The sequence below is a fragment of the Mycetocola sp. Y791 genome (genome assembly GCF_059445325.1).
Map to the genome: position 1 here is coordinate 112,579 of NZ_JCAIUC010000001.1, position 22,429 is coordinate 135,007.

A 22,429-nucleotide genomic window follows, 5' to 3' on the forward strand; every position below is an offset into this window, starting at 1 on the left:
TGCGCGCCGAGAACATCAGTTGCGGTCGAGAGCATCAGTTGCGCGGGGTGTTCTCGACCGGAAGTGATGCTCTCGCGGTGAGCCACGTCACACGAGCGTGAGCCGCGCCTCGCGCGTGAGGAGCGACCGCTTCACATCGACGCCCCAGGCGAATCCGCCCATGGTGCCGTCCGTGCGCAGCACCCGGTGGCACGGCACGAACAGCGCCGGCGTGTTGGTCGCGCAGACGCTCGCCGCGGCGCGCACCGCCGCCGGGTTGCCGATCAGTTCGGCGAGTTGACGGTAGGTGAGCGGATGCCCCGGCGCGATCGAGCGGAGCGCGGTCCAGCCCCGAAGCCGGAACTCTCCACCGCTCTGCTCGACGGCAACGTTCTCGATGGCGGCGAGGTCGCCGTCGTAGTAGGCGGTGACGGCATCCGCGGCGGATACCGAACCGGCGGTCACCGTTGCCGGCCGAAGCGTCGCGGCGATGCGCGCGGCGAGGGCGTCGACGTCGGTGGTCCAGCCGGAGGCGAGCACTGTTCCGTCGTCGCGGGCGATGATCGTGAATGGGCCGTCCGGTGTGTTCATCGTCTGGCTGAGCGCGGTGGTCGCGGTCGACGACGGAACCAGAGCGGTGTGTGGCGGGCGGAGGGTCGTGCCGGTCATGCGATCTCCTCGAGGGTCCTGGCTACCGGTGGCACGGGAGGCGTTTTCGAGCGGCGGGATACCGGCGGTGCCATGGCGGCGCTCCGCCAGAGGTGCATGCAGAGGTAGGAGCGCCACGGCGCGAAGTGTTCGACGTCGCGAGTGAGCGCACGCGGCTCGGCGGGAAGGCCGAGAGCGCGTGCCCCGGTGCGCACGGCGACATCGCCGGGCAGGAAAACGTCGGGATTGCCGAGCACACGCATGCTGAGGTAACCCGCCGTCCAGTCGCCGATGCCGCGGAACGCGGTGAGCGCCCGATGCTGCTCGACGGCGTCGTCGCCAAAGCCGATCGAGAACTCGCCGGTCGCGAGAGCCTCGGCCACGGTCAGCAGTGTGTCGATCTTGGAGCGCGGGCCGACCATGGCATCGCGGCCGTGCTCGACGATCTGCGCTGCGGTCGGGAACAGGTGGGTGAGCCCCTCCGGCCCCTTGGGGCCGTCGACCGGGGTGCCCGCTGCCGCGGTCAGCCGGTTGAGCTGGGTCCGGGCTGCGGCAACCGAGATCTGCTGGCCGATGATGGCGCGGAACAGCATCTCTTCCGGGTCCAGGGCACCGGGCAGGCGGATGCCTGGGGTTGCGAGAACGCTCGCCGCGAGGCTCGGGTCGGCCCCGAGCGCCCGGTCGATGGCGATCGGATCCGCGTCGAGGTCGAACAGGCGTCGCACCCGCGACACGAGCACGGGCAGGTCGCCGAGCGAACTCAGCGTCGCCCGCAACCGCAGCGCGTCGCCGTCGAGGCGCACCTCGAAGCTGCCGGGGCCGCCGGGGAGGGAGATGGTGCGCCGGTACCCGCTCGCTGTAGCGACCTCGACGCCAGCGACCGCGCGCGGCACGAACCAGCCGAACAGCCCGGCGGCGTCGAACGGCGGACGGAACGGAAGGGCGAGATCCAAGGTGCCTGGCACCGGGCGGTTCGACTGCCTCTGCCGACTGCGGATCTCACCGGGAGTGAGCTGGAACACCTCGCTGATCGTGTCGTTGAACTGCCGGATGCTCGAGAACCCCGCGGCGAACGCAACATCGGACGCGGGCAGGTCGGTCGAGGTCAGCAGGGTGCGTGCGGTCTGCGCGCGCAGGGCGCGCGACAGCGCGAGCGGCCCGGCGCCGAGCTCTTCGGTGAGGATCCTCGTGAGGTGCCGACTGGAGTAGCCGAGCCGGCCGGCCAGCCCGGGGACACCTTCACGCTCGATGACACCGTCGCCGATGAGCCGCATTGCCCGCGCGGCGAGGTCGTTGCGGAGGTTCCACGCTGGTGTGCCCGGCACGGCTTCGGGGAGGCAGCGCTTGCACGCGCGGTAGCCGGCCTCGTGCGCGGCGGCACTGGTCGGGAAGAAGGTCACGTTCTCGGACTTCGGTGTGCGGGCGGGGCAGGATGGACGGCAATAGATGCCGGTCGTGCGCACCGCCGTGATGAACTGCCCGTCGAATCGGGAGTCCTTCGCCTGGATGGCGGAGTAGCGCTCGGTGAAGTCCATGCTTCGAGCATTTCACAGCGGATGCCGATCGGCTAGCGGAAATCGGACATAGCCGTGGACGGTGTTCAGCGTTAGCGGGACGGCCCGGCGGCCCCGGCCGGCGTGGGCCAGCGCGGGCCGGTGTCGGCCGAACTAGTGCCCGCTCTCGCCACGCAGCTTGGTCGTGAGTTGCTTGAGTTGCCGCAACTCGTCGTCCGAGAGGGCGCTCATGAGCTCGGTGATGGTGGCCATGTGGTGGCGTGCGGCGTCCCGGTACCTGTCGAAGCCATCATCCGTCATCGCCACGATCGTGCCACGTTTGTCAGTGGGGTCGGGGTGCTTCGACACCAGTGCGCGCGCGGCGAGCCGGTCGATGAGGCGGCTCACGCTGGGCTGGCTCAGCAGAACGAGCCGGTTGATGTCGCGCAGCCGTGCCCTGCGGTCGGGCTGGAGCGACAGGTTGAAGAGAACGTCGTACTCGTTGAACGACATGCCGCGCAGGGGAAATTCGGCGCCGAGTACGCGCAACACGCCGACCTGCGCACGAAACAACGATTCCCACGTGGATACGGCGAGTTCGCGGTCTGTCATTGAGCCTCCTTGCGGATCAAGCCTAGGGGGTGTCGTCTCGCTCGTTCCGGTTCTTCGGCGTTGTGCCGGTGATGGCGCGGTAAATCAGTACGAGCCCAGTGAAGTTGACGGCGATGCCGATGAGGGCGACGAGGATGCCGGGAATCAGTGCGACCGGATTCGACTCAACGAGCTGCACAAGCACGAAGACGACGGCGCTCGCCACCAGCAGTAGTCCGCCGCCGAAACAGACGAGACCGGTGAGCATGCGCCGACGTGCCCGGTCTGGTTGTGAGCTGCTGCGGGTATCCGGCGGGGTGTTCGACATGGGTTCAGGGTATCGATCCGAAGCTGGTGTCGAGCCGTATGCGAACGGATGCCGCGGCATCCGTTCGCGCTTGCGCTTAGTCGCGGCTCACATCGTTGAGCGCCTTCACCCGGCTGAGCGGGGAGAGAGCGACCCACAGGATGGTGGACAGGCACAGGATGCCGCCGACAAGCATGCCGAGGCGCGTGCCGAGCCAGTCGCCGGCAAAACCACCAGCGAGAGCTCCGAGTGGAATGGTTCCGTAGGTCACGGTGCGCATCGTGGCGTTCACGCGGCCGAGAAGTTCGTCGGGGGTTCGCAACTGGCGGATGGTGATGAGGAGCACGTTCGAGATCGTCGTTCCAGCCCCGTTGAGTGCGAGTGCAGCGCCGAGGAACGCGATAATGGCGACGGTGCCCCACGAGGCATCCGCCAGCGGCAGGACGGCGAGCATCAGGCACTCCACAGTGACGCACAGCATCATGATCCGGCCAACGGTGAGCCGCGCGGTGAGCCGTGGGGTCAGCGCTGCCCCGGCAAGTGCCCCGGCGGCACCGATGGAGAAGACCAGTCCGAGCTGGGCCGGTTCCAGGCCGAGCTCCCGCACGGCGTGGACGACGAGCAGGATGGTCACCCACTGCGCAAACGGGTTGTAGATCGCGGAGAAGCCGACGTTGGACTTCAGGTATGGATCGTGTGCCACCAGCGATACGCCCGCGCGGAGCTCGGCGAGAAAGTTGCGGCTGGCGTGTGTGGCCGGTTTCGACTCGGGGGTGCGGATCGCCGCGAGTGCTCCCGCCGACGTGAGGTAGGCAAACGCGTTCACCAGGAGCGTCGCTGGGGCCCCGAGCAGCTGCACGATGAGGCCACCGAGTCCCGGGCCCCCGACATCGGCGGCGGCGACGGTCGCCTGGATGCGTGAGTTCGCCTGTTCCAGGTGCTTCCGGGGCACGAGTGAGGGGATGACGGACTGGTAGCCCACCTCGTGCACCACGGCGAAGATGCCCAGCACGGCAGCGGCGACGACCAGGCCGGGCACGCTGAGGGCGCCGAGGGTCACCGCGCCGACGAGCACGACGATGAGCACCGCGCGCGCTGCGTCCGACAGGATGAGCAACCGTCGACGCCGGTGGCGATCGATGAGGACGCCGAGGGGGAGCGCAAGAAAAAGGAAGGGAACCCACTGTGCGGCGTTGATGACGCCGAGGTCGGTCGCCGACGCGTTCAGTGTGTACAGCGCGAGCAGCGGCAGGGTGAACTCCCGCAGCTGGTCGCCGGTGAACGAGGCGCCCTGCGCCGTCCAGAACCACCGAAAGTCCCGAACTTGCCGCCGCTCTTGCACGACGTCCGGCGTAATGAGTGATGGCTGATTCATGCATTAGAGTATGGCCGATTTCTAATGGGCAATACAAGCAAAATCTATTAGAATTGCGTCATGGCATCCACCGAGCGCCGCACAACGTTCTCCACCATCGCGGGGCATCCCGCGCTTGATCTGGTCAACACGGTCGACTGGCGGCTGAGCCGGGAGCGGTTCAGCGAGGAGCTGGTGGGCTACCGCGACGTCCTTAACTGGGCTCGCCAGTTCGAGTTCATCGATGCGGGCGAGACCCGTGAACTCGGGCTGCTCGCGAGCGAGCATCCCCGCGAGGCGGAAGCCGAAGTGCTCCGCGTCCGGGAGTTGAGGGAAGCGATCTACCTCGCCGGTTTCGCCGACGCTGACGGCGAAACCGTTGCCGCCCACTACCGCGACGCAATCCAGGGTGGCCGTCTCGATTCCGCTGGCGGGAAGCGGGTGTGGAGATTCCCTGTCGACCTGTCGCTGCCCCGGCGCCAGATCGCGATTCAGGCTCTTGACCTCTTCACGCGGGTGGATGCCGCAACGTTCGGTCAGTGCCACGACGCCGAGTGTGGCTGGGTCTTCCTCGACACCTCACCGCGGCACAACCGGCGCTGGTGCGTGTCCGCCGACTGCGGTAATCGCAACCGGGTGCGGGAGTTCTACGAGAGAAACCGCAAGGCGGATGAGGCCGGGCCCGCCGCATAGAATCGGCCGCATCAATCGGCTGCGTGAATGTGCTGCAAAACCGGGTGTTAACGGATTGAAGGCCGGTCGTAGAGGCTTACGACCGGCCTTCCCCTTGCACCAAGAGTGTCCTGCAATCACATTCCGCTTCAGCTGCCACAGCAAACAACTTCCGCTCTTCGAATATATAACGGAAAGGTAACGGCGTCTAGTTACCGAAACGTTATTTTTCTGAAATTACGCCGCGCGTCTCCGACGCAGTACAACCATCGTGGCCCCGGCTGCAACGAGAAGAGACGCGACCGCGGCCAGGAGTGCGGCGTTGGCACCTGTTGCCGCCACGGTCTCGCTGGTCTGGGTGTCAAATCCCGCACTGTTCTCGCGGGATTCCTCACGGGGCCCATCACTGTCGCTCGGCGGCGTGGCCGTGGTGGCGTCATCCCCGGTGGGAAGGGTAACGGCGGGCGCTGCGGTGGCCGGGGGTGCACTCACCGGTGGGGTGACGACCGGAGGGGTAGCCCCCGATGGGGTATCGGCGGGAGGGGTGGCCGCTGGCGGCTCTACGTCAGGTGTCGTTCCCTCTGGCGGCGCAGTTACGGGCGGTTCGTCAGCCGGCGGAGCCGAAACGGGTGGGGCACCCTGGGTCTCGCAGTCCCGTGGCGCGGTGATCGTGCTCGCGTCGAGCGTAACTGCTCCGTTCCTCGCGAGCAGTCGACCGGCGACATCCGCCCCGGTGTTCGCCGTAATCGATGTCAGGGCCATCACAGTGCCGGCGACGTGTGAGTACGAGCCGAGAGTTGCCGATGAGGTGGACTGCCAGAAAACGTTGCAGTCAGTCAGCTCGCCGCTGAGGACGACGTTGCTGTTCGACGCGAAATTGATGGTGCTCGCGGATTGGAAGATGAAGACCGAGCTGGCGTCGCCGACGAGAGTCAGCGTGCCGGTGAGGCTGAGGGCTCCTCCGGCATACACTCCGGCGGTGAGGCTGCGTCCACCGACTTCCGTGACGCCGGACTCGGAGGCCGGGCGCCCGGCCGCGTCGAGGTACGCCGTCGTCAGGTCGTTCTGCGCTGTGCGTGCAACGGTGTCGCTCGAGTGGATCGTCCCGTCCACTCGTCCCGTCGGGAACCCCGTGACCGCGGCGGAGGGGCTCACGCCGAGGTCACCGGAGATCACCGACGGGCCCGTGTTGGTGACCGCGGAACCGGCGAGAACGGCGAAGTCTCCGGCCGTGGCGAGCGCAACCGGTGCTTCGGCTGCGGTGGCGCTGAGCGGTGTGGAAACCGACAGGAGCAGTGCGAGGGCGGCGGCGGACACGGCGCGGGCACCGAACTTCCGTGCGGCGATGGGCGAGGGGAGAAAGTGGTGCATGGTGCGGGCCTAACGGGAAGTTGGAGGTGTGAGCGGCGAGCCGCCGTTGGCACGGCGATCTGTATCGTTCGCTAATGCCTCATCTTTGCGGCGGATCGCCCGCGGTGTTCTCCCAGCCCTGCTCCACAGTCTGGTTCGCGGCGAATGTGACGGACTCGTTCGACGTTGACCTCACCCACGCAGTCCGAGCGGATGAGCGACGTTAGCATCCTCGCGCGCACCGGTAAGACGGTGGCGAGGATGTCGAGCCCCTCCTGAACCTTACAGTGAGCGGCGCTGGGGCGGCGGCGCTCGGACGGCGAGCGTGGGCGATTATTGTAGGTGCGGATGCCCCGGCGCGCGACCCACGGTCATTTTCAACCACACCCGCATAGTGTGGAGACGGTGTCGACTCTCACGCAGGACCCCGCCCCGATCATTCCCGACGCCACGGACGCGTCAGACGGCTTCGTGCGCGTGCGCGGTGCCAGGGAGAACAACCTCACCGATGTGGACGTGGATGTGCCCCGCGGCTGCATCGTCGCGTTCACCGGGGTGTCCGGCTCGGGCAAGTCATCGCTGGCGTTCGGCACGATCTTCGCGGAGGCGCAGCGCCGATTCCTTGAATCTGTCGCGCCGTACGCCCGGCGACTGATCGCCCAGGGCCACAACCCGCACGTCGACTCGATCACGGGACTGCCTCCCGCCGTCGCGCTGCAGCAGCGCCGAGGAGCGCCGAGCACGCGGTCGACGGTCGGCACGCTCACGACCCTGTCCAACTCCATGCGCATGCTCTTCTCGCGTGCGGGCACCTACCCGGCGGGGGCGCCGCGGCTCGAGTCCGACTCGTTCTCACCCAACACAGCGACCGGCGCGTGCCCGCGCTGTCACGGCCTCGGCATCGCCCACACGGTGACCGAAGCGTCAGCGGTCCACGATCCGTCGCTCAGCATCCGCGACGGTGCGATCACCGCGTGGCCCGGCGCCTGGCAGGGCAAGAACCTGCGCGACGTCGTCGCCGGGCTCGGTTACGACATCGACGTTCCCTGGCGCGAGCTTCCACAGGCCGATCGCGACTGGATCCTGTTCACCGAGGAGCAGCCCGTCGTTGAAGTTACCCCCCAGCGCGACCGCGTCGCGAAGCCGTACAAGGGTCGGTTCTGGAGTGCCAAGAGCCACATCATGCACGCGCTCGCCGATTCCAAGAGTGAGATGTCTCGCGCGCGTGCCGCTCGGTTCGTCGAGTCTGGCCCCTGCGACCTGTGCGGTGGCAGCGGACTCACCCGTGCGGCACTCGATGTGACCTTCGCCGGTCACACCGTTGCTGACCTCAATGCTGTTCCGCTCTCCGAGCTCGCGGAGATCCTCCGCCCGACAACCCTCATCCGCTCGGCGACCGCAGCGGTGTCATCCGCATCGTCCGGTGAATCGACTGAAGTTGCCGTCACGATCGCCACCGACCTCGTCGGCAGGATCGACGTGCTCATCGGCCTCGGTCTCGGCTACCTGAGCCTCGGTCGCAAAACGCCGACGCTGTCGCCGGGGGAGATGCAGCGCCTGCGGATCGCCACCCAGCTGCGTTCGGGTCTCTTCGGCGTGATCTACGTGCTCGACGAACCGTCGGCAGGGTTGCACCCCGCCGACGCCGAGCCGCTCATGGTCGTGCTCGAACAGCTCAAGGCATCGGGCAACTCGGTCTTCGTCGTCGAGCACAACATGGATATCGTTCGTCGGGCCGACTGGCTCGTCGATGTCGGCCCCGGCGCAGGCAGCAACGGCGGTGCGGTGCTCTACAGTGGCGCCGTCGACGGCCTCACCGATGTGAAGGCGTCGGTAACGAGGCGCTTCCTGCACCCGGCAGGCGCGGACCGCGACGCTCCCCGCGAGCAGCGCGAACCGTCGGCGTGGCTCGGGCTTCGCGGCGTCTCGCGGCACAACCTCGTCGACCTTGACGTCGACGTGCCGCTCGGCGTGCTCACGGTCGTCACGGGGGTCTCCGGTTCGGGCAAGTCGACGCTCGTCAGCGGGGTGCTCGGCGACGCCGTGCGCGAGGGACTTCGTGCCGGTCGCCACCACGCCGATCCTGTCGTGACCGAGTCCGCTCCCGATGACGAGTCCGCTGCCGTGGCCACGACCATCGACGGCGTCTCTGGCCTCGACGCCGTCGATCGGATCGTGCGGGTCGACCAGCGTCCCATCGGCCGCACTCCCCGATCGAACCTCGCCACCTACACCGGCCTGTTCGACGCCGTCCGGTCGGCGTTTGCTGCAACGACGGATGCCGCCGCGCGCGGATACGACGCCGGTCGCTTCTCCTTCAACGTGGCCGGTGGCCGCTGCGAGACCTGCCTCGGTGAGGGTTTCGTCGCCGTCGAGCTGCTCTTCCTGCCCGGCAGCTATGGCGCGTGCCCCGACTGCGGCGGCAAACGGTACAACGACGAAACGCTGGAGATCGACTACCGAGGCAAGAACATCGCCGACGTGCTCGCCATGACCGTCGACGAAGCCGCCGGTTTCCTCACCGACGTCGCCGCGGCATCCCGCAGCCTCGAAACGCTCCGCGATGTCGGCCTCGGCTATCTGCGCCTCGGCCAGCCGGCGACCGAGCTGTCCGGTGGAGAGGCGCAGCGCATCAAACTCGCCACCGAACTGCAGCGGGCTCGTCGTGGACACACGCTCTACCTGCTCGATGAGCCGACCACCGGGCTGCACCCCGCCGATGTCGAACTGCTCATGACCCAGCTGAACAAGCTCGTCGACACCGGCAACACCGTCGTGCTCGTCGAGCACGACATGGGTGTCGCCGCCGGTGCCGACTGGGTCATCGACATGGGTCCGTCCGGAGGAACAGCGGGCGGGCGCGTGCTCGTCGCCGGAACCCCTGACACGGTGGCCGCGCACGACGGCAGCCGCACGGCGCCCTACCTGGCCGAGCGGTTGGCAGGAGCCTGATCGCGCCGCCCGGGCGGGGTGCCCGGGCGTGACCGCGACGGCCCACCCGCGACGGCCCAGCCGCGCGGTCGGCTCTAGATGAAGTCGGGCGAGTGCGCTGCCGCGTGACGGATGGAGACATCCGCGTGGCGGTCGAAGCGGTAACCGACACCACGCACCGTGCGCACGATGTCTTCGTAACGCCCGAGCTTGGCGCGCAGGCGACGAACGTGGACGTCGATGGTGCGCTCGTTCGGCGCATCGTCGTCGCCGGCCTTCCACAGCGAAGAGATGAGTTCGGCGCGGTCGATCGTGCGGCCCTCGCGGAGCACGAGGTACTGCAGCAGCTCAAACTCCTTGTACGTCAGGCCGACCGAGTCGTTGTCGAGGATGAGGCGCTTGCGCGAGATGTCGATGACGACACCGGCGTGGGCGCGGTCGAGTTCTTCGTCGGTGTCGGCTTCACGGTGCCTGGCGAGAGCCGACGGGTCCTGGAGCGCGAGCCGAACCACGTCGACGTCGCGTCCCCCTGCGCCCTGCGGCGCGAGCGCGACGGCCGCGTAGGTCTCCGACTCGGGTGCCAGGTCGGCGGCGAGTGCCTTGAGCGCGTGAACGATGGCACCGAGGCTGGTGCCTGCCGCTGCCGCTTTGGCATCGTCGATGCCGACGTAGAGGACGAAGCCGCGGGCCTCGGTCCCTTCCGGAACGGCGCGAAGGTTACGGCCCTGCGGGGTCGAGGGTGCCGGGGCGGATGCTGCCGGCGCGGTCGGCCGGACGTTGGTCGGAGCGAGTGTGGTTGCGTGTGCGAGAGACATGGGAGAAATCCTTGGATGATGTGCCTGTGTCGAATCCGGGTACACCGGATGACGTTTCGACGGTGAGTCGGTGTGGCGGCCGGTGTTACGGCCTGCGCGAATGCGGGGTGTGGCATCCGTTCGCTCGAGCGGGACCTCGATGGGTCATCGGGAGCGGGGCGAGGGTTTCGCGGTCAGCGACACATTCGACAACACATGACTGCGCTGCCGGCCATCATCAAGCCGGCAGTTCCGTGAGGCTCGGACGAGCTCAGGAGTTGCGCGTTATCAGTCATGGGCATGAGTAAACCCCACTGTGTCAGCACGTGTCAAATCTTTGCATTGGATGACGAAATATCGTCGAAAAGTGCAGATCATGTGAATCAGTGGGGTTTGGCTCGAAGGATATTCGGGACTATTTCCTGTGCGATGAGACCCGTCGCAGGAAGTTCTACGTGGAATTCGACCTAAACGAGGCCGTAGAGGCGGTCGCCTGCGTCGCCGAGGCCCGGCACGATGTAGCCGTTCTCGTCGAGGCGTTCGTCGAGGGCGCCGAGCACGATGGTGACATCGCGACCCTCCGTCGCCTTTTCGAGGGCGGCGATTCCCTCCGGTGCCGCGAGCAGGCAGATGGCCGTGACGTCGATGGCACCGCGGTCGAAGAGGAACTCGATGGCAGCGCCGAGTGAACCACCCGTCGCGAGCATGGGGTCGAGCACGAAGCACTGGCGATCGGAGAGGTCTTCGGGGAGGCGCTCGGCGTACGTTGTCGGCTCGAGAGTCTCTTCGTTGCGAAGCATGCCGAGGAAGCCAACCTCTGCCGTTGGCAGCAGCTTGACCATGCCCTCGAGCATGCCGAGGCCGGCGCGCAGGATGGGCACGACGAGCGGTCGAGGGGTGCTGATCGCGATACCCGTCGTCGTGGTGACCGGAGTCTCGATTTCGACCGCTTCCGTCCGTACGTTGCGGGTCGCTTCGTAGGCCAGGAGGGTGACGAGTTCCTCGGTCAGCGCGCGGAAGACCGGCGCCGGTGTCGATTTGTCACGCAAAACAGTGAGTTTGTGGGTGATGAGGGGGTGGTCCGCTACGTGCACTCGCATAGGCTCTAATCTACCTGTTCACCCGCTCTCCGCCGCACAGTTGCTGAGAACCGCGCCGACCCCGAGGATGCCGTGTCACTTCCTGAGCTGCCGGAGCACGTCGACTGGATGGCATCCGCCATCGCCGAGGCCCGGCTCGCGCTGGAGACCGACGATGTGCCGGTCGGTGCGATCGTCGTGAACGGCGATGGCGTGGTGATCGGCGTCGGACGCAACGCTCGCGAAGCCCGGCAGGACCCCACGGCTCACGCCGAAGTCGAGGCGATTCGGCAGGCCGCTGAGGCATCCGGCGACTGGCACCTCACCGACACCACACTCATCGTGACCCTCGAACCGTGCGTCATGTGCGCCGGTGCGATTCTGGCTGCCCGCATTCCGCGTGTGGTGTTTGGCGCCTGGGACGACAAGGCCGGTGCCGCAGGGAGTGTGTACGACGTGCTCAGGGACCGGCGGCTCAACCACCGGGTCGAGGTGTTTGCCGGCGTCGAAGCGGATGCCTGTGGCCGCCTGCTCACTGACTTCTTCCGCGGCGCCGGACCTAGCGAGCGATGACCGTCGGCGCTGCGAGTCGGGCGAGCACGCCGTGGCTCACCGAGCCGAGCAGGAACCGGGCGACCGCACCGCGACCGTGACTGCCGACGACAACGAGTGACGCGCTGGCCGCCTCCGCGTTGATCACCGTCGCCGGGTCGCCCTGGCTGACGACCCGCCGCACATCGAGGGCCGGGTGGCCATCGCTGACCCACTCGATCGCCCGGGAGATGGCGTCGTGCCCGGTCTCCGTGAGATCCTCGACATAGTCGACGGGGAACGCGAGGTCGTAGCCGTAGACGACGGGATTCGGCCAGGCGTAGACCGCGACCAGGGGCTGATCCAGTCGTTCCGCTTCGTCCGCGGCGAAGGCGAAGGCGTTGCGTGAGTTGTCGGAGCCGTCGACCCCGACGATCACACCGTTCCGGCCGCGGGGATCGACCTCTGGAATGACCGCCACCGGCGTCGTGCTCGCTGCGGCGATGCGGAAACCCCGGGTTCCGTGCCGGGCCGGTCCGTTCGCGCCAGGGTCGCTGCCGACCACCACCATGTCCACGTCGGCTGATCGGCGGGCGAGTTCGGTGATCGGGTCGCCCTCGGTGACGTCGGTCTGGATATCGACGCCTGGTGACACCGATCGGGCGAGTTCGGTGCTCTTCGTCAGCACCTGTTCGACCGCGGATTCTGTGGCGTCGAGGAGGTCGCGGCTGCCTGCCCTGCGGATGCCTTCATCGACGATGTGAACGAGGGAGAGGCCGAGCCCGCGGGATCCCGCTCGCTCGGCTGCCCACAGCACGGCGGCCCTGCTCGCGATGGGATCCTTGACGCCGACCAGAATTCGATTGTTCATGGCTGCCCCCTTTGGGACCACACGGTAGCGCAGGCCCGTCACGCACGCCAGAGTATGGGCGACGCTGCGCGGGCGGTTGGCGGTTGGCGGTTGGCGGTTGGCGGTCGGCCGTGTGGGTGCCGGGCGAGGGGTGCGCTGCAGTTTCGGGAGGAAGAACGGGTGGTGCATCGCAGATAGTGGTTCGGGCGTGCGGTTTCTCCTCCCGGAGCGACGGTGCTCGCCGCGGAGTCGCGTCCGAGGTGACGGGGCCGTCCACCAAGTGACGCCCGCCGCTCGCCGGCCTAGTGCGCCGGCTCCACCTGCGCCGTCGAGATGAAGCGGTAGAGCGGATGCGACGGCGCGACCTCGAGCAGCGACTGAACCCCGTCGAGAGGCAGGCCGAGCGGCGGGGCAAGCACCGCCCCCGGTGCACGGTGGGCGAGGGCCGCAGCCAGGCGTTCCGGCATGAGCGCTGCGCGAGTCGCGAGTGCGCCGACGACACCGACCCGGGCAGGTTCGCCCTGCTCCCAGCCGACGCGGGCGAGCGCGCTGGCCGCCGAGTGTGCGAGTTCCGCGGCTGCCGCCGTGACGATCCCATCGGCGATCTCGTCCCCGGCCTGGGCGGCATCCACCACGTCGCGACAGAAGGAGGCGATGACGGAGACGCGCTTGGGGTCTGCCTGAAGGGTCATGTAGAGCTCATCGAGCGGCCCGAAACGCGCCTCGGCAATCTCCCGGAGGGGCGTAGGGGCCGACCTCCCGTCGAAGGCGCGAAGCGCTGCGTCAAGCCCGGCGCGCCCGATCCAGTAGCCACTGCCGGCGTCGCCGAGGAGGAATCCCCAGCCATCGACCTTGGCGACGCTCGACTCGGACAGCGCGAGGACGACGACCCCGGTGCCGACGGCGAGCATGACCCCGGGCTCCATGCCGTTTGCGGCGAGATAGCCGGTGATCGAGTCGTGGGCGAGCGCGACGCGCCGCACTCCGATCGCGGCTGTCCGGGCGAGCAGCCCGTCCGGGTCAGCGCTCGCCGGTGTCAGGCCAGAGGTGCCGACGGCGAGTTCATCGATCCTGGTCCCGGTTTCCTTCGCGAGGCCGACGGCGATGTCGGCGAGCTGGTCGATTACCGGCCGGTCAGTGAGGACTCCCGGTCGGTCGACCTCGGCAAGAACGCCTGTTGGGCCGGTAAGCCTCGTCCGGATGCCGGACTGGCCGCCATCGAGTGAGAGGCGGGTGAGCTGTGAGGTGGTCATGGGAGCCTTCGGGTTGGAGAGGCGGTTCAGAAGAGTGCTGACCGAAAGATCCTGATCAGGCGAACGCGACGGAGCGGAGAGAGCGAGGGGAGAGGCGATCCTGCAGAACGAGAGTCGCCGCACCGAGCGCGGCGGCATCGTTGCCGTTGACGGACATGCGCACCTCCACCGGGTGGATGTCGCGCACCATGGCTCGCTCGGCGAGCGCGCGGGAGATTGTGCGCACGTAGATCGACCCGGCGGTGGAGAACGCGTTTCCGGCCAGGACGATGAGCGGAAGATCGAAGAGGTTGACCATGGAGACCAGGGCGCTCGCGAGGTAGTCCGCCGATTCCTCGATCAGGGCCACCGCTTTGGGCTGGCCCTTCATCGCGGCGGTGCCGAGGCTGGCGAAGTCGACGGAGGTTTTTCCGGTCAGGGGGATGTCCAGCTCGCCGCGGGCGACGGCATCCGCTGCCTTGTCCATAATGGCGGCAGGGCCCGCAAAGAACTCGAGGCAGCCGAGGTTGCCGCACGCGCATTTCGGGCCGCGAGCGTCGACGGTGAGGTGGCCGATCTCGCCGACGTTGCCCGAGAGCCCGTGGTAGATCGTCCCGTCGATCACGATGCCGGAGCCGATGCCCGAGCCCATGTAGACGGATGCGTAGCTGCCGTAGTCGACGGTAGCGCCGAGCCAGTACTCGCCGATTGCTGCGGCGGTCGCGTCGTTGTCGAACTCACACTGGAGCCCGGTCGTCGTTGCCAGTGCTGTCCGGATCGGGAAGTCAGTCCAGCCCATGAGGGACGGGACGCCGCGGACCGTCCCCTCGATGCGGTCAACGGGACCAGGAATGGCGAGCCCCATGCCAACGATCGATGCCCTGTCGAGGTCGAGGCCCACAATGAGCGACTCGATGTCGTCGGCCATGCGGCCGACTACGGTGATCGGAGAGGCATCGCCGGGGCCGTCCACCCGTTTGCGTCCGACCACGGTACCGGCGAGGTCGGCGGCGATGTAGGTGATGTAGTCCTGGCCGATGTGGACGCCGATCCCGAGGCGCGAGGCCGGGTTGATTTCGAGCTGCATGCGCGGCTTGCCGCCGGTTGATTCGCCCCTGCCGGTTTCGCTGATCACTCCGTCGGCGAGCAACTCTCGGACGACCGTCGAAATGGTGGCCTGGGTGAGGCCGGTGAGTTCGGCCAGCTCTACGCGACTGATCGGTCCGGAGGAGCGGATCAGGTCAAGGGTCCTGCCCTTGGAGTTCGCGCGACGGCGCGTTTTCTCGGTCATGCATTCACGATAACTTACTTTGCTTTATAAAGTGCATGAAGTAAGTGGGTGCTCACGGATTTGCGGTGTCCACACTCTACTCGCGGCGCGATTACTCTGCCACCGCTGCAGAACCATGCGCGCGCTGCAGAAGTATCTGCAGCGCGAGCATGGATGCGTAGCGCTCGGTGGTTACAGCGTGGCCGCGTGCGGGTCCCAGTTGTCCGGCAGCGGAGGCACGGTCGGCGCCGCACTCTCCACGGTGACGAACTCGCCGCTCCCGATCGACTCGCTGATCGACACCATTGTGTCGACCACGTGGAACGCGAGCTCGCCAGACGCGCGGTGCGGGCGGTCCTCACGGATCGCGCGGGCCAGGTCGAGGACGCCCGTGCCGCGGGTCGAGCTCGCGACGGTCTTCTCGAGCACCTCCGAGGTTTCCGAGCCACGGCGGTGGATCACGAGGTCACCGTCGAAGTAGTTCGGGTCAGGCAGCACGAGGGTGCCCTCGGTGCCCGCGATCTCCACGAAACCGTGCCGGCCGACCGCAGAATCGAAGCTCCACATGCTCTGCGACGAGCCGCCATCGGCAAACTGCAGCAGTGCGCTGACGTGCGACGGCACGGTGACGTCAAACTCTTCGCCGGCCTTGGGGCCCGAGCCGATGACGCGCTTCGGGTGAGCCGTGGATCCGGTTGCCGCGACTCGCGATATCGACCCGAATGCCTGCACCAGAGCCGTGAGGTAGTACGGTCCGATGTCGAACAACGGGCCGGCACCCTCCTGGAAGAGGAAGGCGGGGTTCGGATGCCATGACTCCGGTCCCGGGGACTGCATCAGCGTCAGCGCGGTGAGCGGTGTGCCGATGTCACCACGACGGATGGCGCGGAACGCCGCCTGCAAACCGGCACCGAGGAAGGTGTCGGGCGCGCAGCCGACGCGCACGCCGGCATCCGCTGCCGCTCGCAACAGTTCGAGGCCGCTCGCGCGATCGAGCGAGAACGGTTTTTCGCCGATGACGTGCTTGCCCGCAGCGACGGCCTGGAGGGCGATCGGCACGTGCGCGGTGGGAATCGTGAGGTTGACGACGATCTCGACGTCCGGGTGGCTGAGCACGGCGTCGACCCCGCCGCTGGACTCGATGCCGAACTGTGCCGCTCGCTTCGCGGCAGCATCCTCGAAGAGGTCGCCGACGACGTGCACCTTCACGTCGGGAAACGACGTGAGGTTCTCGAGGTACGTCTCGCTGATGACGCCAGCGCCGATGATGCCAACGCCGACCGGGCCGGTGCCGCTCATGCCGATGCCTTTCCGGTGAGGTAGGTGTAGCTGCCGGCGATCGCCTCGAAGACGTCGCCTGACGTGTCGTCGAGTTCGACCACGCCGATCGCCGTGGCGGGGGCGGCTGCGACGATGCGCTCGATCGGGAGGACGCCCGAGCCGACGGCCACCTGCTTCTTGGTGTCGAGCGTGCCGTCTCCGTCCTTGATGTGGATCGCTACGACGCGCTCGCCGAGGTCCGTCAGCAGCGCAACAGGATCCGCGCCGCCGACCTGGGCCCAGTAGGTATCGATCTCGAGCACGACGGACGGGTCGAGGGCGTCGACGAGAAGATCGAGCGCGTACCGGCCGTCGATGCGGTTCTCGAGCTCGAAGTGGTGGTTGTGGTAGCCGACGGTGATGCCGAACTCGGCTCCGAGTTGAGCGGCGCGGTTGAGCTGCTCGGCGGTCTCGGCGATGTCAGCGGCCGTGGTCCAGCGCGCACGGTCGACGTGCGGGTCGATGACGATGTCGATGCCGAGGCGGTTGGCAGCCTCAAACGCGGGGCGCTGGTCGTCGAGGCGCAGGAGCCCGACGTGGGCGGACGGCGCGGTCAGGCCGTTCGCCGCGAGGGCCTTCTCGAGTGCGTCGACGTCGGCCACGAAGTTGTATGGCTCGACCCGGCGGTAGCCGATGGCGGCGACACGTTCCATCGTGCCGGTGAAGTCCGCCGCGAGGGCGTCCCTCAGTGTGTAGAGCTGCAGTGAGGGGTTGTCGAATATCGGCATGGACTCCATCATCCTTCGTGCGGTCGATCGTGCGGAAAAGGCGAGACGCTCATCGCGCTACTTACTTAACTCGCCTAAGATACTGTCTACCACGCCAGCGCTGTCGAGGAAAGAGATCATGACCACATCCACAACTCCGCCGCAGATGCACCTCCGCAATGCCGGGGCAAGCCTGGTTCTCGATACTCCGGAGAATGCCCTCCCTTCTATCCTGCACTGGGGCGCCGACCTTGGCGAGGCCTCGGCCGATGATCTTCGCGATCTCGCACGTGTCACAGCGCCCATGCTCGAGAATGCCGTCGACGTCCCGGTGCGGGTGAGTGTTGTCCCCGAGCACAGCGCGGGCTGGCTCGGTGCGCCGGGGCTGCAGGGGCACCGCGCCGGTGGTGGCGACTGGTCGCCGCGGTTCGACCGGGTGAGCTACGAGATCGACGGCTCCCGGGTGGTGGCTGCGGCGACGGATGCTGTCGCGAACCTTGACCTCCTCCTCGAGGTCGAGCTGACGGCATCCGGTGTTCTCCGCTCGCGTGCAACCGTGACGAATCGCGCCGAGAGCACGTACGAGGTCCAGCGGCTCGTTGTCACCCTGCCGGTGCCGCCCGTCGCGACCGAATCGCTCGACCAGGCGGGGCGGTGGGCGAAGGAGCGGGTGCCACAACGCCGGGCGATCACCGTCGGGACGCACCTGCGTGAATCGCGGAGGGGTCGGACGGGGGCGGATGCCGCGACAGTGCTGGTCGCGGGGGAGGCCGGTTTCGGTTTCGGCCCGCGGACCGGCGAGGTGTGGGGCCTTCACGTCGGGTACAGCGGCAACCACGTCTCGTACCTCGAGCGGATGACGAGTGGCAGGACCCTGCTCGGCGGCGGAGAACTGCTGCTGCCAGGAGAGGTGGTCCTCGGGCTGGACGAGTCGTACGCGACGCCGTGGATTTACGGATCGTGGGGATATGGGCTCGATGAGCAGGCGGCGCGGTTCCACGAGTGGCTGCGGGCACGGCCCCAGCACCCGAGGTCGGTGCGGCCCGTAACGCTCAACGTCTGGGAAGCGGTCTACTTCGACCACAGGCTCGAGCCGCTGCTCGAGCTGGCCGAGCACGCGGCCGCGGTCGGAGTCGAGCGGTACGTGCTCGACGATGGCTGGTTCTCCGGCCGCCGGAGCGACAACGCCGGGCTCGGCGACTGGGTCGTCGACCCGGAGGTGTGGCCGAACGGCCTCGATCCGCTCGTGAACCGCGTGCGCGAACTCGGCATGCAGTTCGGGCTGTGGTTCGAACCCGAGATGGTGAACTCGGACTCCGACCTCGCTCGCGCGCACCCCGAGTGGATCCTCTCGACCGGTGGGCGGTTGCCGCTCGAGCAGCGCCAGCAGCAGGTGCTCAACCTCGCCATCCCCGAAGCGTACGAGTACATCCTCGGGTCGATCTCGAGCCTCGTTGACGAATACCGGCTCGATTACCTCAAGTGGGACCACAATCGCGACCTCGTGGATGCCGGTTCCACCGGGACGGGGAAGGCGGGCGTGTCAGCCCAGACCCACGCGGTCTATCGTCTGCTTGCTGAACTGAAGTCACGGCATCCGCACCTCGAAATCGAGTCGTGCTCGTCGGGTGGTGCCCGGGTCGACTTTGGCGTGCTCGAGTACACCGACCGGGTCTGGGCGAGTGACTGCATCGACCCGCTCGAGCGGCAGGGCATGCTGCGCTGGACCGGGCAACTCCTTCCGCCCGAACTCGTCGGCAGCCACATCGGCAGCCCGCGCTCGCACACGACCGGGCGCACGCACGACCTGTCGTTTCGGGCGTCGACGGCGCTGTTCGGGCACTTCGGGGTGGAGTGGAACATCTCGAGCGCGACCGAGAAGGAGCGGACGGAGCTCGCGGAGTGGATCGCGCTGCACAAGCGGTTCCGTGCGCTGATCCACTCCGGGCGGACGGTGCGGGTGGATCACCCGGTCACCGAACTCGCCGTGCATGGCATCGTGGCGCAGGATCGGTCGGAAGCGCTGTTCGAGTTCGCGCTGCTCGCGCGCCCGTCGACCTGGCCGCCCGGGCTTGTTCGGATCCCGGGCCTTGAGCCCGACCGGCGCTACCGCGTGAGCGCGGTGGGCCCGCACGGCCGGTTCACGACGACCGCCACGACGCCGAGCTGGTTCGCGGACGGCGGTGTCGTGCTCTCGGGCAGGGCGCTCGCCGCGGTCGGAATCCAGGCGCCGAGGCTGCATCCCGAGCACTCGGCACTCGTGCACATCGAGGCGCTGTAGCCGATTCCCCGGGGCTGCTGACCCGCCGACAGCGGCGACCGCTGCACATCCATGCCCGCGCTGCAGAAGTATCTGCAGCGCGCGCATGCAAATGCAGCGCTCCGTGGCAGGGGCGTCCCGCACCCGCGCTCAACCCATTTCCACGAGTTACTTGACTTACCTAATAAAGTCGCCTAAGAAAGTACCCGACGGCTTTTTCTCCTCCCAGGCGCAGCACGCTCGATGGCGAGAACGACCGTGACCCTCGCCACTTTCCGTGGCTTTTCACCGATGAAAGGTCCAAAGATGTCCCTGAAATCACACGGCAGACGGCGGGTGGGCGTGACAGTCACCGCTGTCGCCTCTGCGGCAGCGCTGGCGCTGACCGGCTGTTCATCGAGCGGCGGCGAGAAATCCGACGCCGGCTCAAGCATCACCGTCTTCAACGGTGCCACCGGCACCATCACCGAGAACTTCAACCCGTTCTCCTCCACAGCGCTTCAGCCCACCCTTGGTGTGATCTTCGAGTCGCTCTACTGGTTCAACGCGGCATCCGACCAGGAGCCCGTTCCCATGCTCGCCACCGATTACGAGTGGAACGCCGAGGGCACCGAACTCACCATCACCACCCGCGACGACGTGAAGTGGAGCGACGGCGAAGACTTCACTGCAGAAGACGTCGCCTTCACCTTCAACCTCGTGAACAAGACCCCGGAACTCAACACCACAGGACTCTCGGCCACTGCGGAAGCGACCGACGAGAACACGGCAGTCCTGAAGTTCACCGAACCCTCCTTTATGCAGGAACCGAGTGTGCTCGGTAACCAGGGCATCGTGCCCGAACACGTCTGGAAAGACGTGGAAGACCCGGTGACCGACGTCAACAGCGACCCGGTTGGTACCGGCCCGTACAAGGTCAAGGACTTCAACGCGCAGAGTTACGTGCTCGAGAAGAACACCTCCTACTGGGAGAAGGGCAAGCCCGAAGTCGACGAGGTGCGTTTCATTTCCCTCGAGACAGCGGATGCCGCAAGCGCGGCGTTGCTCGCGGGCCAGGTCGACTGGATGAGCTCGTTCCTCCCCGGTCTTGAGCAGATTCTCAAGGACCACGAGAACCTCTCCTACATCAACACTCCGGCCATGACCACGGCGATCTTCACGTGCTCGAACCCTGACCTGGGTTGCACGGGCCCGCAGACTGACCCTGCCGTTCGACAGGCGATCTACCACGGCATTGACCGCGAACAGCTCGACAAACTCGCCGGCGGCGGATTCGCCGAGACGGCGTCCCCGACGATCATCCTTCCCGAGCGGGACAAGAAGTGGATCGCGAACCCCGAGCACGTCGAAGCGCCAGCGGGTGCAGACGTTGATACCGCAGCAGGAATTCTCGACGCAGCGGGCTGGGCCGTCGGAAGCGACGGCATCCGCGAGAAGGACGGCGAGCGACTGAGCCTCACCATCCAGACCGTCTCCGGCTGGAGCGACTACATCTCGCTCAACGACGCGATGACGCAACAGCTGGCCGAAGTCGGCATCGAGCTGAAGCCGACGCAGCTGTCGTGGAACGAGTGGAACAGCAACCAGACGCTGGGCCAGTTCCAGCTCTCGCTCGACTCCATCGGCCTTCAGCCGTCGAACAACCCGTACTTCACCTACGACAGGTGGTTCAACTCCGCGAACACCACGCCCGTCGGTGAGTCGGCCATCGCCGGCAATGCTGCCCGATACACCAACGACGCGGTGGACACGGCCATCGCCACGGCACGGGCTACCAACGATGAGGCCATTCAGATGGAGCAGTACGCGCTCATCCAGGAGCAGATCGTCACGGATATGCCGTACATCCCGATCTACGTGAACGCCATGCTCACCGAGTTCAACACCGACCGGGCGACCGGCTGGCCGTCGGACGACGACAAGTACGCACTCCCCGTGTCCTGGAAGTCATGGGACAACGGCATCGTGCTGAAGAGCATCTCTCCGGTCAAGTAGTCTCACCGGCCGGCCGGGGCCCTCTCCAACGGGCCCCGGCCGGCCCTCTTCAGCAGAGAGTTGCTCCTCGTGAAATTTCTTCTTTCGAAGATCGGGTTCTACATCGTGGCGCTGTGGGCGGCGCTCACCCTCAACTTCTTCCTTCCCCGATGGATGCCGGGAAACCCGGTCGACATGATGTTGTCGAAGCTCGCCCTGAAGGGTCCCGTCTCGCCCGAGGCGCGGAGCGCGATCGAGCTGCTTCTCGGCACCAACAGCAAAGCGCCGATCTGGGAACAGTACTTCGACTACCTCGGCAAGGTGCTCACCGGAGACTTCGGGGTCTCCGTCGCCTATTTCCCTGCGACCGTCGGCGACGTGATCGGTCGCACCCTGCCGTGGACGATCGGCCTCATCGGCATTGCAACGATCATCTCCTTTGTGCTCGGCATCGTGCTCGGGCAACTCGCGGGCTGGAAGCGCGGCTCCTGGCTCGACAACCTCATCCCTGTGACGACGATGTTCCAGTCGGTGCCGTACTTCTGGCTCGCGCTCATCCTCCTCTTCTTCTTCGGCAGCATGTGGCAGATGTTCCCGCTCAACGGCGGGTACGACGTCTACACGACGGCGCCTGGCCTCGACTGGGACTTCATCGGCAGCGTCCTCTACTACGGCACCCTTCCCGCCCTCACGATCGTGATCTCCTCGGTCGGCGGCTGGATGCTCGGCATGCGCAACATGATGGTGTCGACGCTCAGCGAGGACTACATCCTCACCGCGGAGGCCAAGGGCTTGAAGCCCCGCCGCATCATGACGACGTATGCCGCCCGCAACGCGGTGCTGCCATCCGTCGCCGGTTTCGCCATCTCCCTCGGCTTCGTCGTTGCGGGGTCCATCGTCACCGAGGTCGTGTTCTCCTACCCCGGCATCGGCTCAGCGCTGCTGCAGGCGGTCTCGAGCAACGACTACTCGCTGATGCAGGGCATCTTCCTCGTGATCACCCTCTCGGTCCTCGGCGCGAACCTGCTCGTCGACCTGCTCTACACACTCATCGACCCGCGCACCCGCGCACGCGCATAGGAGCGAC

19 protein-coding genes are annotated in these 22,429 nt (G+C 67.1%); 6 read left to right on the forward strand and 13 right to left on the reverse strand.

The window, feature by feature from the left end; genetic code table 11:
* Positions 1–87: 87 nt before the first annotated feature.
* From AC1C2N_RS00590 to AC1C2N_RS00610, 5 genes are all read right to left on the reverse strand, one after another.
* Complete coding sequence (locus AC1C2N_RS00590) at positions 88–648, reverse strand: methylated-DNA--[protein]-cysteine S-methyltransferase (protein ID WP_495432449.1); 561 nt, start codon at positions 646–648, stop codon at positions 88–90.
* Complete coding sequence (locus tag AC1C2N_RS00595) at positions 645–2,162, reverse strand: AlkA N-terminal domain-containing protein (protein ID WP_495432450.1); 1,518 nt, start codon at positions 2,160–2,162, stop codon at positions 645–647. The genes AC1C2N_RS00590 and AC1C2N_RS00595 overlap by 4 nt, the downstream gene beginning before the upstream one ends.
* A gap of 132 nt (positions 2,163–2,294) precedes the next feature.
* Positions 2,295–2,732, reverse strand: coding sequence for a MarR family winged helix-turn-helix transcriptional regulator (locus tag AC1C2N_RS00600; protein WP_495432452.1), 438 nt, complete (start codon positions 2,730–2,732; stop codon positions 2,295–2,297).
* A gap of 22 nt (positions 2,733–2,754) precedes the next feature.
* A complete protein-coding gene (locus tag AC1C2N_RS00605) occupies positions 2,755–3,039 on the reverse strand; it encodes a hypothetical protein (RefSeq protein ID WP_483405102.1) in 285 nt (94 codons plus the stop codon).
* A gap of 76 nt (positions 3,040–3,115) precedes the next feature.
* On the reverse strand, positions 3,116–4,393 hold the full coding sequence (locus tag AC1C2N_RS00610) for an MFS transporter (protein WP_495432453.1): 1,278 nt from the start codon (positions 4,391–4,393) through the stop codon (positions 3,116–3,118).
* A gap of 60 nt (positions 4,394–4,453) precedes the next feature.
* Between AC1C2N_RS00610 and AC1C2N_RS00615 the strand changes: the two genes are divergently transcribed.
* Positions 4,454–5,065: a CGNR zinc finger domain-containing protein gene (locus AC1C2N_RS00615; protein ID WP_495432454.1), complete on the forward strand. Its 612-nt coding sequence runs from the start codon at positions 4,454–4,456 to the stop codon at positions 5,063–5,065.
* A gap of 216 nt (positions 5,066–5,281) precedes the next feature.
* Here AC1C2N_RS00615 and AC1C2N_RS00620 read toward each other — a convergent pair whose 3' ends face one another.
* Positions 5,282–6,415 (reverse strand): ice-binding family protein, encoded by a 1,134-nt coding sequence (locus AC1C2N_RS00620; protein ID WP_495432455.1) that lies wholly within the window; start codon positions 6,413–6,415, stop codon positions 5,282–5,284.
* Between the two features lie 384 nt (positions 6,416–6,799).
* Here AC1C2N_RS00620 and AC1C2N_RS00625 point away from each other — a divergent pair, with 384 nt between their 5' ends.
* Positions 6,800–9,346: an excinuclease ABC subunit UvrA gene (locus tag AC1C2N_RS00625; protein WP_495432456.1), complete on the forward strand. Its 2,547-nt coding sequence runs from the start codon at positions 6,800–6,802 to the stop codon at positions 9,344–9,346.
* Between the two features lie 74 nt (positions 9,347–9,420).
* Here the strand turns inward: AC1C2N_RS00625 and AC1C2N_RS00630 are convergent, their stop codons facing one another.
* Both AC1C2N_RS00630 and upp read right to left on the reverse strand, forming a co-directional pair.
* A complete protein-coding gene (locus AC1C2N_RS00630) occupies positions 9,421–10,140 on the reverse strand; it encodes a winged helix-turn-helix domain-containing protein (protein ID WP_495432457.1) in 720 nt (239 codons plus the stop codon).
* 446 nt (positions 10,141–10,586) lie between these two features.
* On the reverse strand, positions 10,587–11,219 hold the full coding sequence (gene upp, locus AC1C2N_RS00635; protein ID WP_495432458.1) for a uracil phosphoribosyltransferase: 633 nt from the start codon (positions 11,217–11,219) through the stop codon (positions 10,587–10,589).
* Positions 11,220–11,327: 108 nt separating this feature from the next.
* Here upp and tadA point away from each other — a divergent pair, with 108 nt between their 5' ends.
* A complete protein-coding gene (tadA, locus tag AC1C2N_RS00640) occupies positions 11,328–11,771 on the forward strand; it encodes a tRNA adenosine(34) deaminase TadA (protein ID WP_495433063.1) in 444 nt (147 codons plus the stop codon).
* Here the strand turns inward: tadA and AC1C2N_RS00645 are convergent.
* The 5 genes from AC1C2N_RS00645 to AC1C2N_RS00665 all read right to left on the reverse strand — a co-directional run bounded on the left by AC1C2N_RS00645 (position 11,758) and on the right by AC1C2N_RS00665 (position 17,129).
* Complete coding sequence (locus AC1C2N_RS00645) at positions 11,758–12,600, reverse strand: universal stress protein (RefSeq protein WP_483405109.1); 843 nt, start codon at positions 12,598–12,600, stop codon at positions 11,758–11,760. The two genes, tadA and AC1C2N_RS00645, sit on opposite strands and share 14 nt — an antisense overlap.
* Before the next feature lie 281 nt (positions 12,601–12,881).
* On the reverse strand, positions 12,882–13,832 hold the full coding sequence (locus AC1C2N_RS00650) for an N-acetylglucosamine kinase (RefSeq protein ID WP_495432459.1): 951 nt from the start codon (positions 13,830–13,832) through the stop codon (positions 12,882–12,884).
* A 55-nt stretch (positions 13,833–13,887) separates the two neighbouring features.
* Positions 13,888–15,102: an ROK family transcriptional regulator gene (locus AC1C2N_RS00655; RefSeq protein WP_495432460.1), complete on the reverse strand. Its 1,215-nt coding sequence runs from the start codon at positions 15,100–15,102 to the stop codon at positions 13,888–13,890.
* A gap of 171 nt (positions 15,103–15,273) precedes the next feature.
* Complete coding sequence (locus AC1C2N_RS00660; protein ID WP_495432461.1) at positions 15,274–16,380, reverse strand: Gfo/Idh/MocA family protein; 1,107 nt, start codon at positions 16,378–16,380, stop codon at positions 15,274–15,276.
* Complete coding sequence (locus AC1C2N_RS00665; protein ID WP_495432462.1) at positions 16,377–17,129, reverse strand: sugar phosphate isomerase/epimerase family protein; 753 nt, start codon at positions 17,127–17,129, stop codon at positions 16,377–16,379. Before AC1C2N_RS00665 ends, AC1C2N_RS00660 begins: the two co-directional genes overlap by 4 nt.
* A gap of 118 nt (positions 17,130–17,247) precedes the next feature.
* Here AC1C2N_RS00665 and AC1C2N_RS00670 point away from each other — a divergent pair, with 118 nt between their 5' ends.
* The 3 genes from AC1C2N_RS00670 to AC1C2N_RS00680 all read left to right on the forward strand — a co-directional run bounded on the left by AC1C2N_RS00670 (position 17,248) and on the right by AC1C2N_RS00680 (position 22,422).
* Positions 17,248–19,389 (forward strand): alpha-galactosidase, encoded by a 2,142-nt coding sequence (locus AC1C2N_RS00670; protein ID WP_495432463.1) that lies wholly within the window; start codon positions 17,248–17,250, stop codon positions 19,387–19,389.
* A gap of 285 nt (positions 19,390–19,674) precedes the next feature.
* Positions 19,675–21,363: an ABC transporter substrate-binding protein gene (locus tag AC1C2N_RS00675; protein WP_495432465.1), complete on the forward strand. Its 1,689-nt coding sequence runs from the start codon at positions 19,675–19,677 to the stop codon at positions 21,361–21,363.
* A gap of 69 nt (positions 21,364–21,432) precedes the next feature.
* Positions 21,433–22,422, forward strand: coding sequence for an ABC transporter permease (locus AC1C2N_RS00680; protein WP_483405116.1), 990 nt, complete (start codon positions 21,433–21,435; stop codon positions 22,420–22,422).
* The last annotated feature ends 7 nt before the right edge of the window (positions 22,423–22,429 follow it).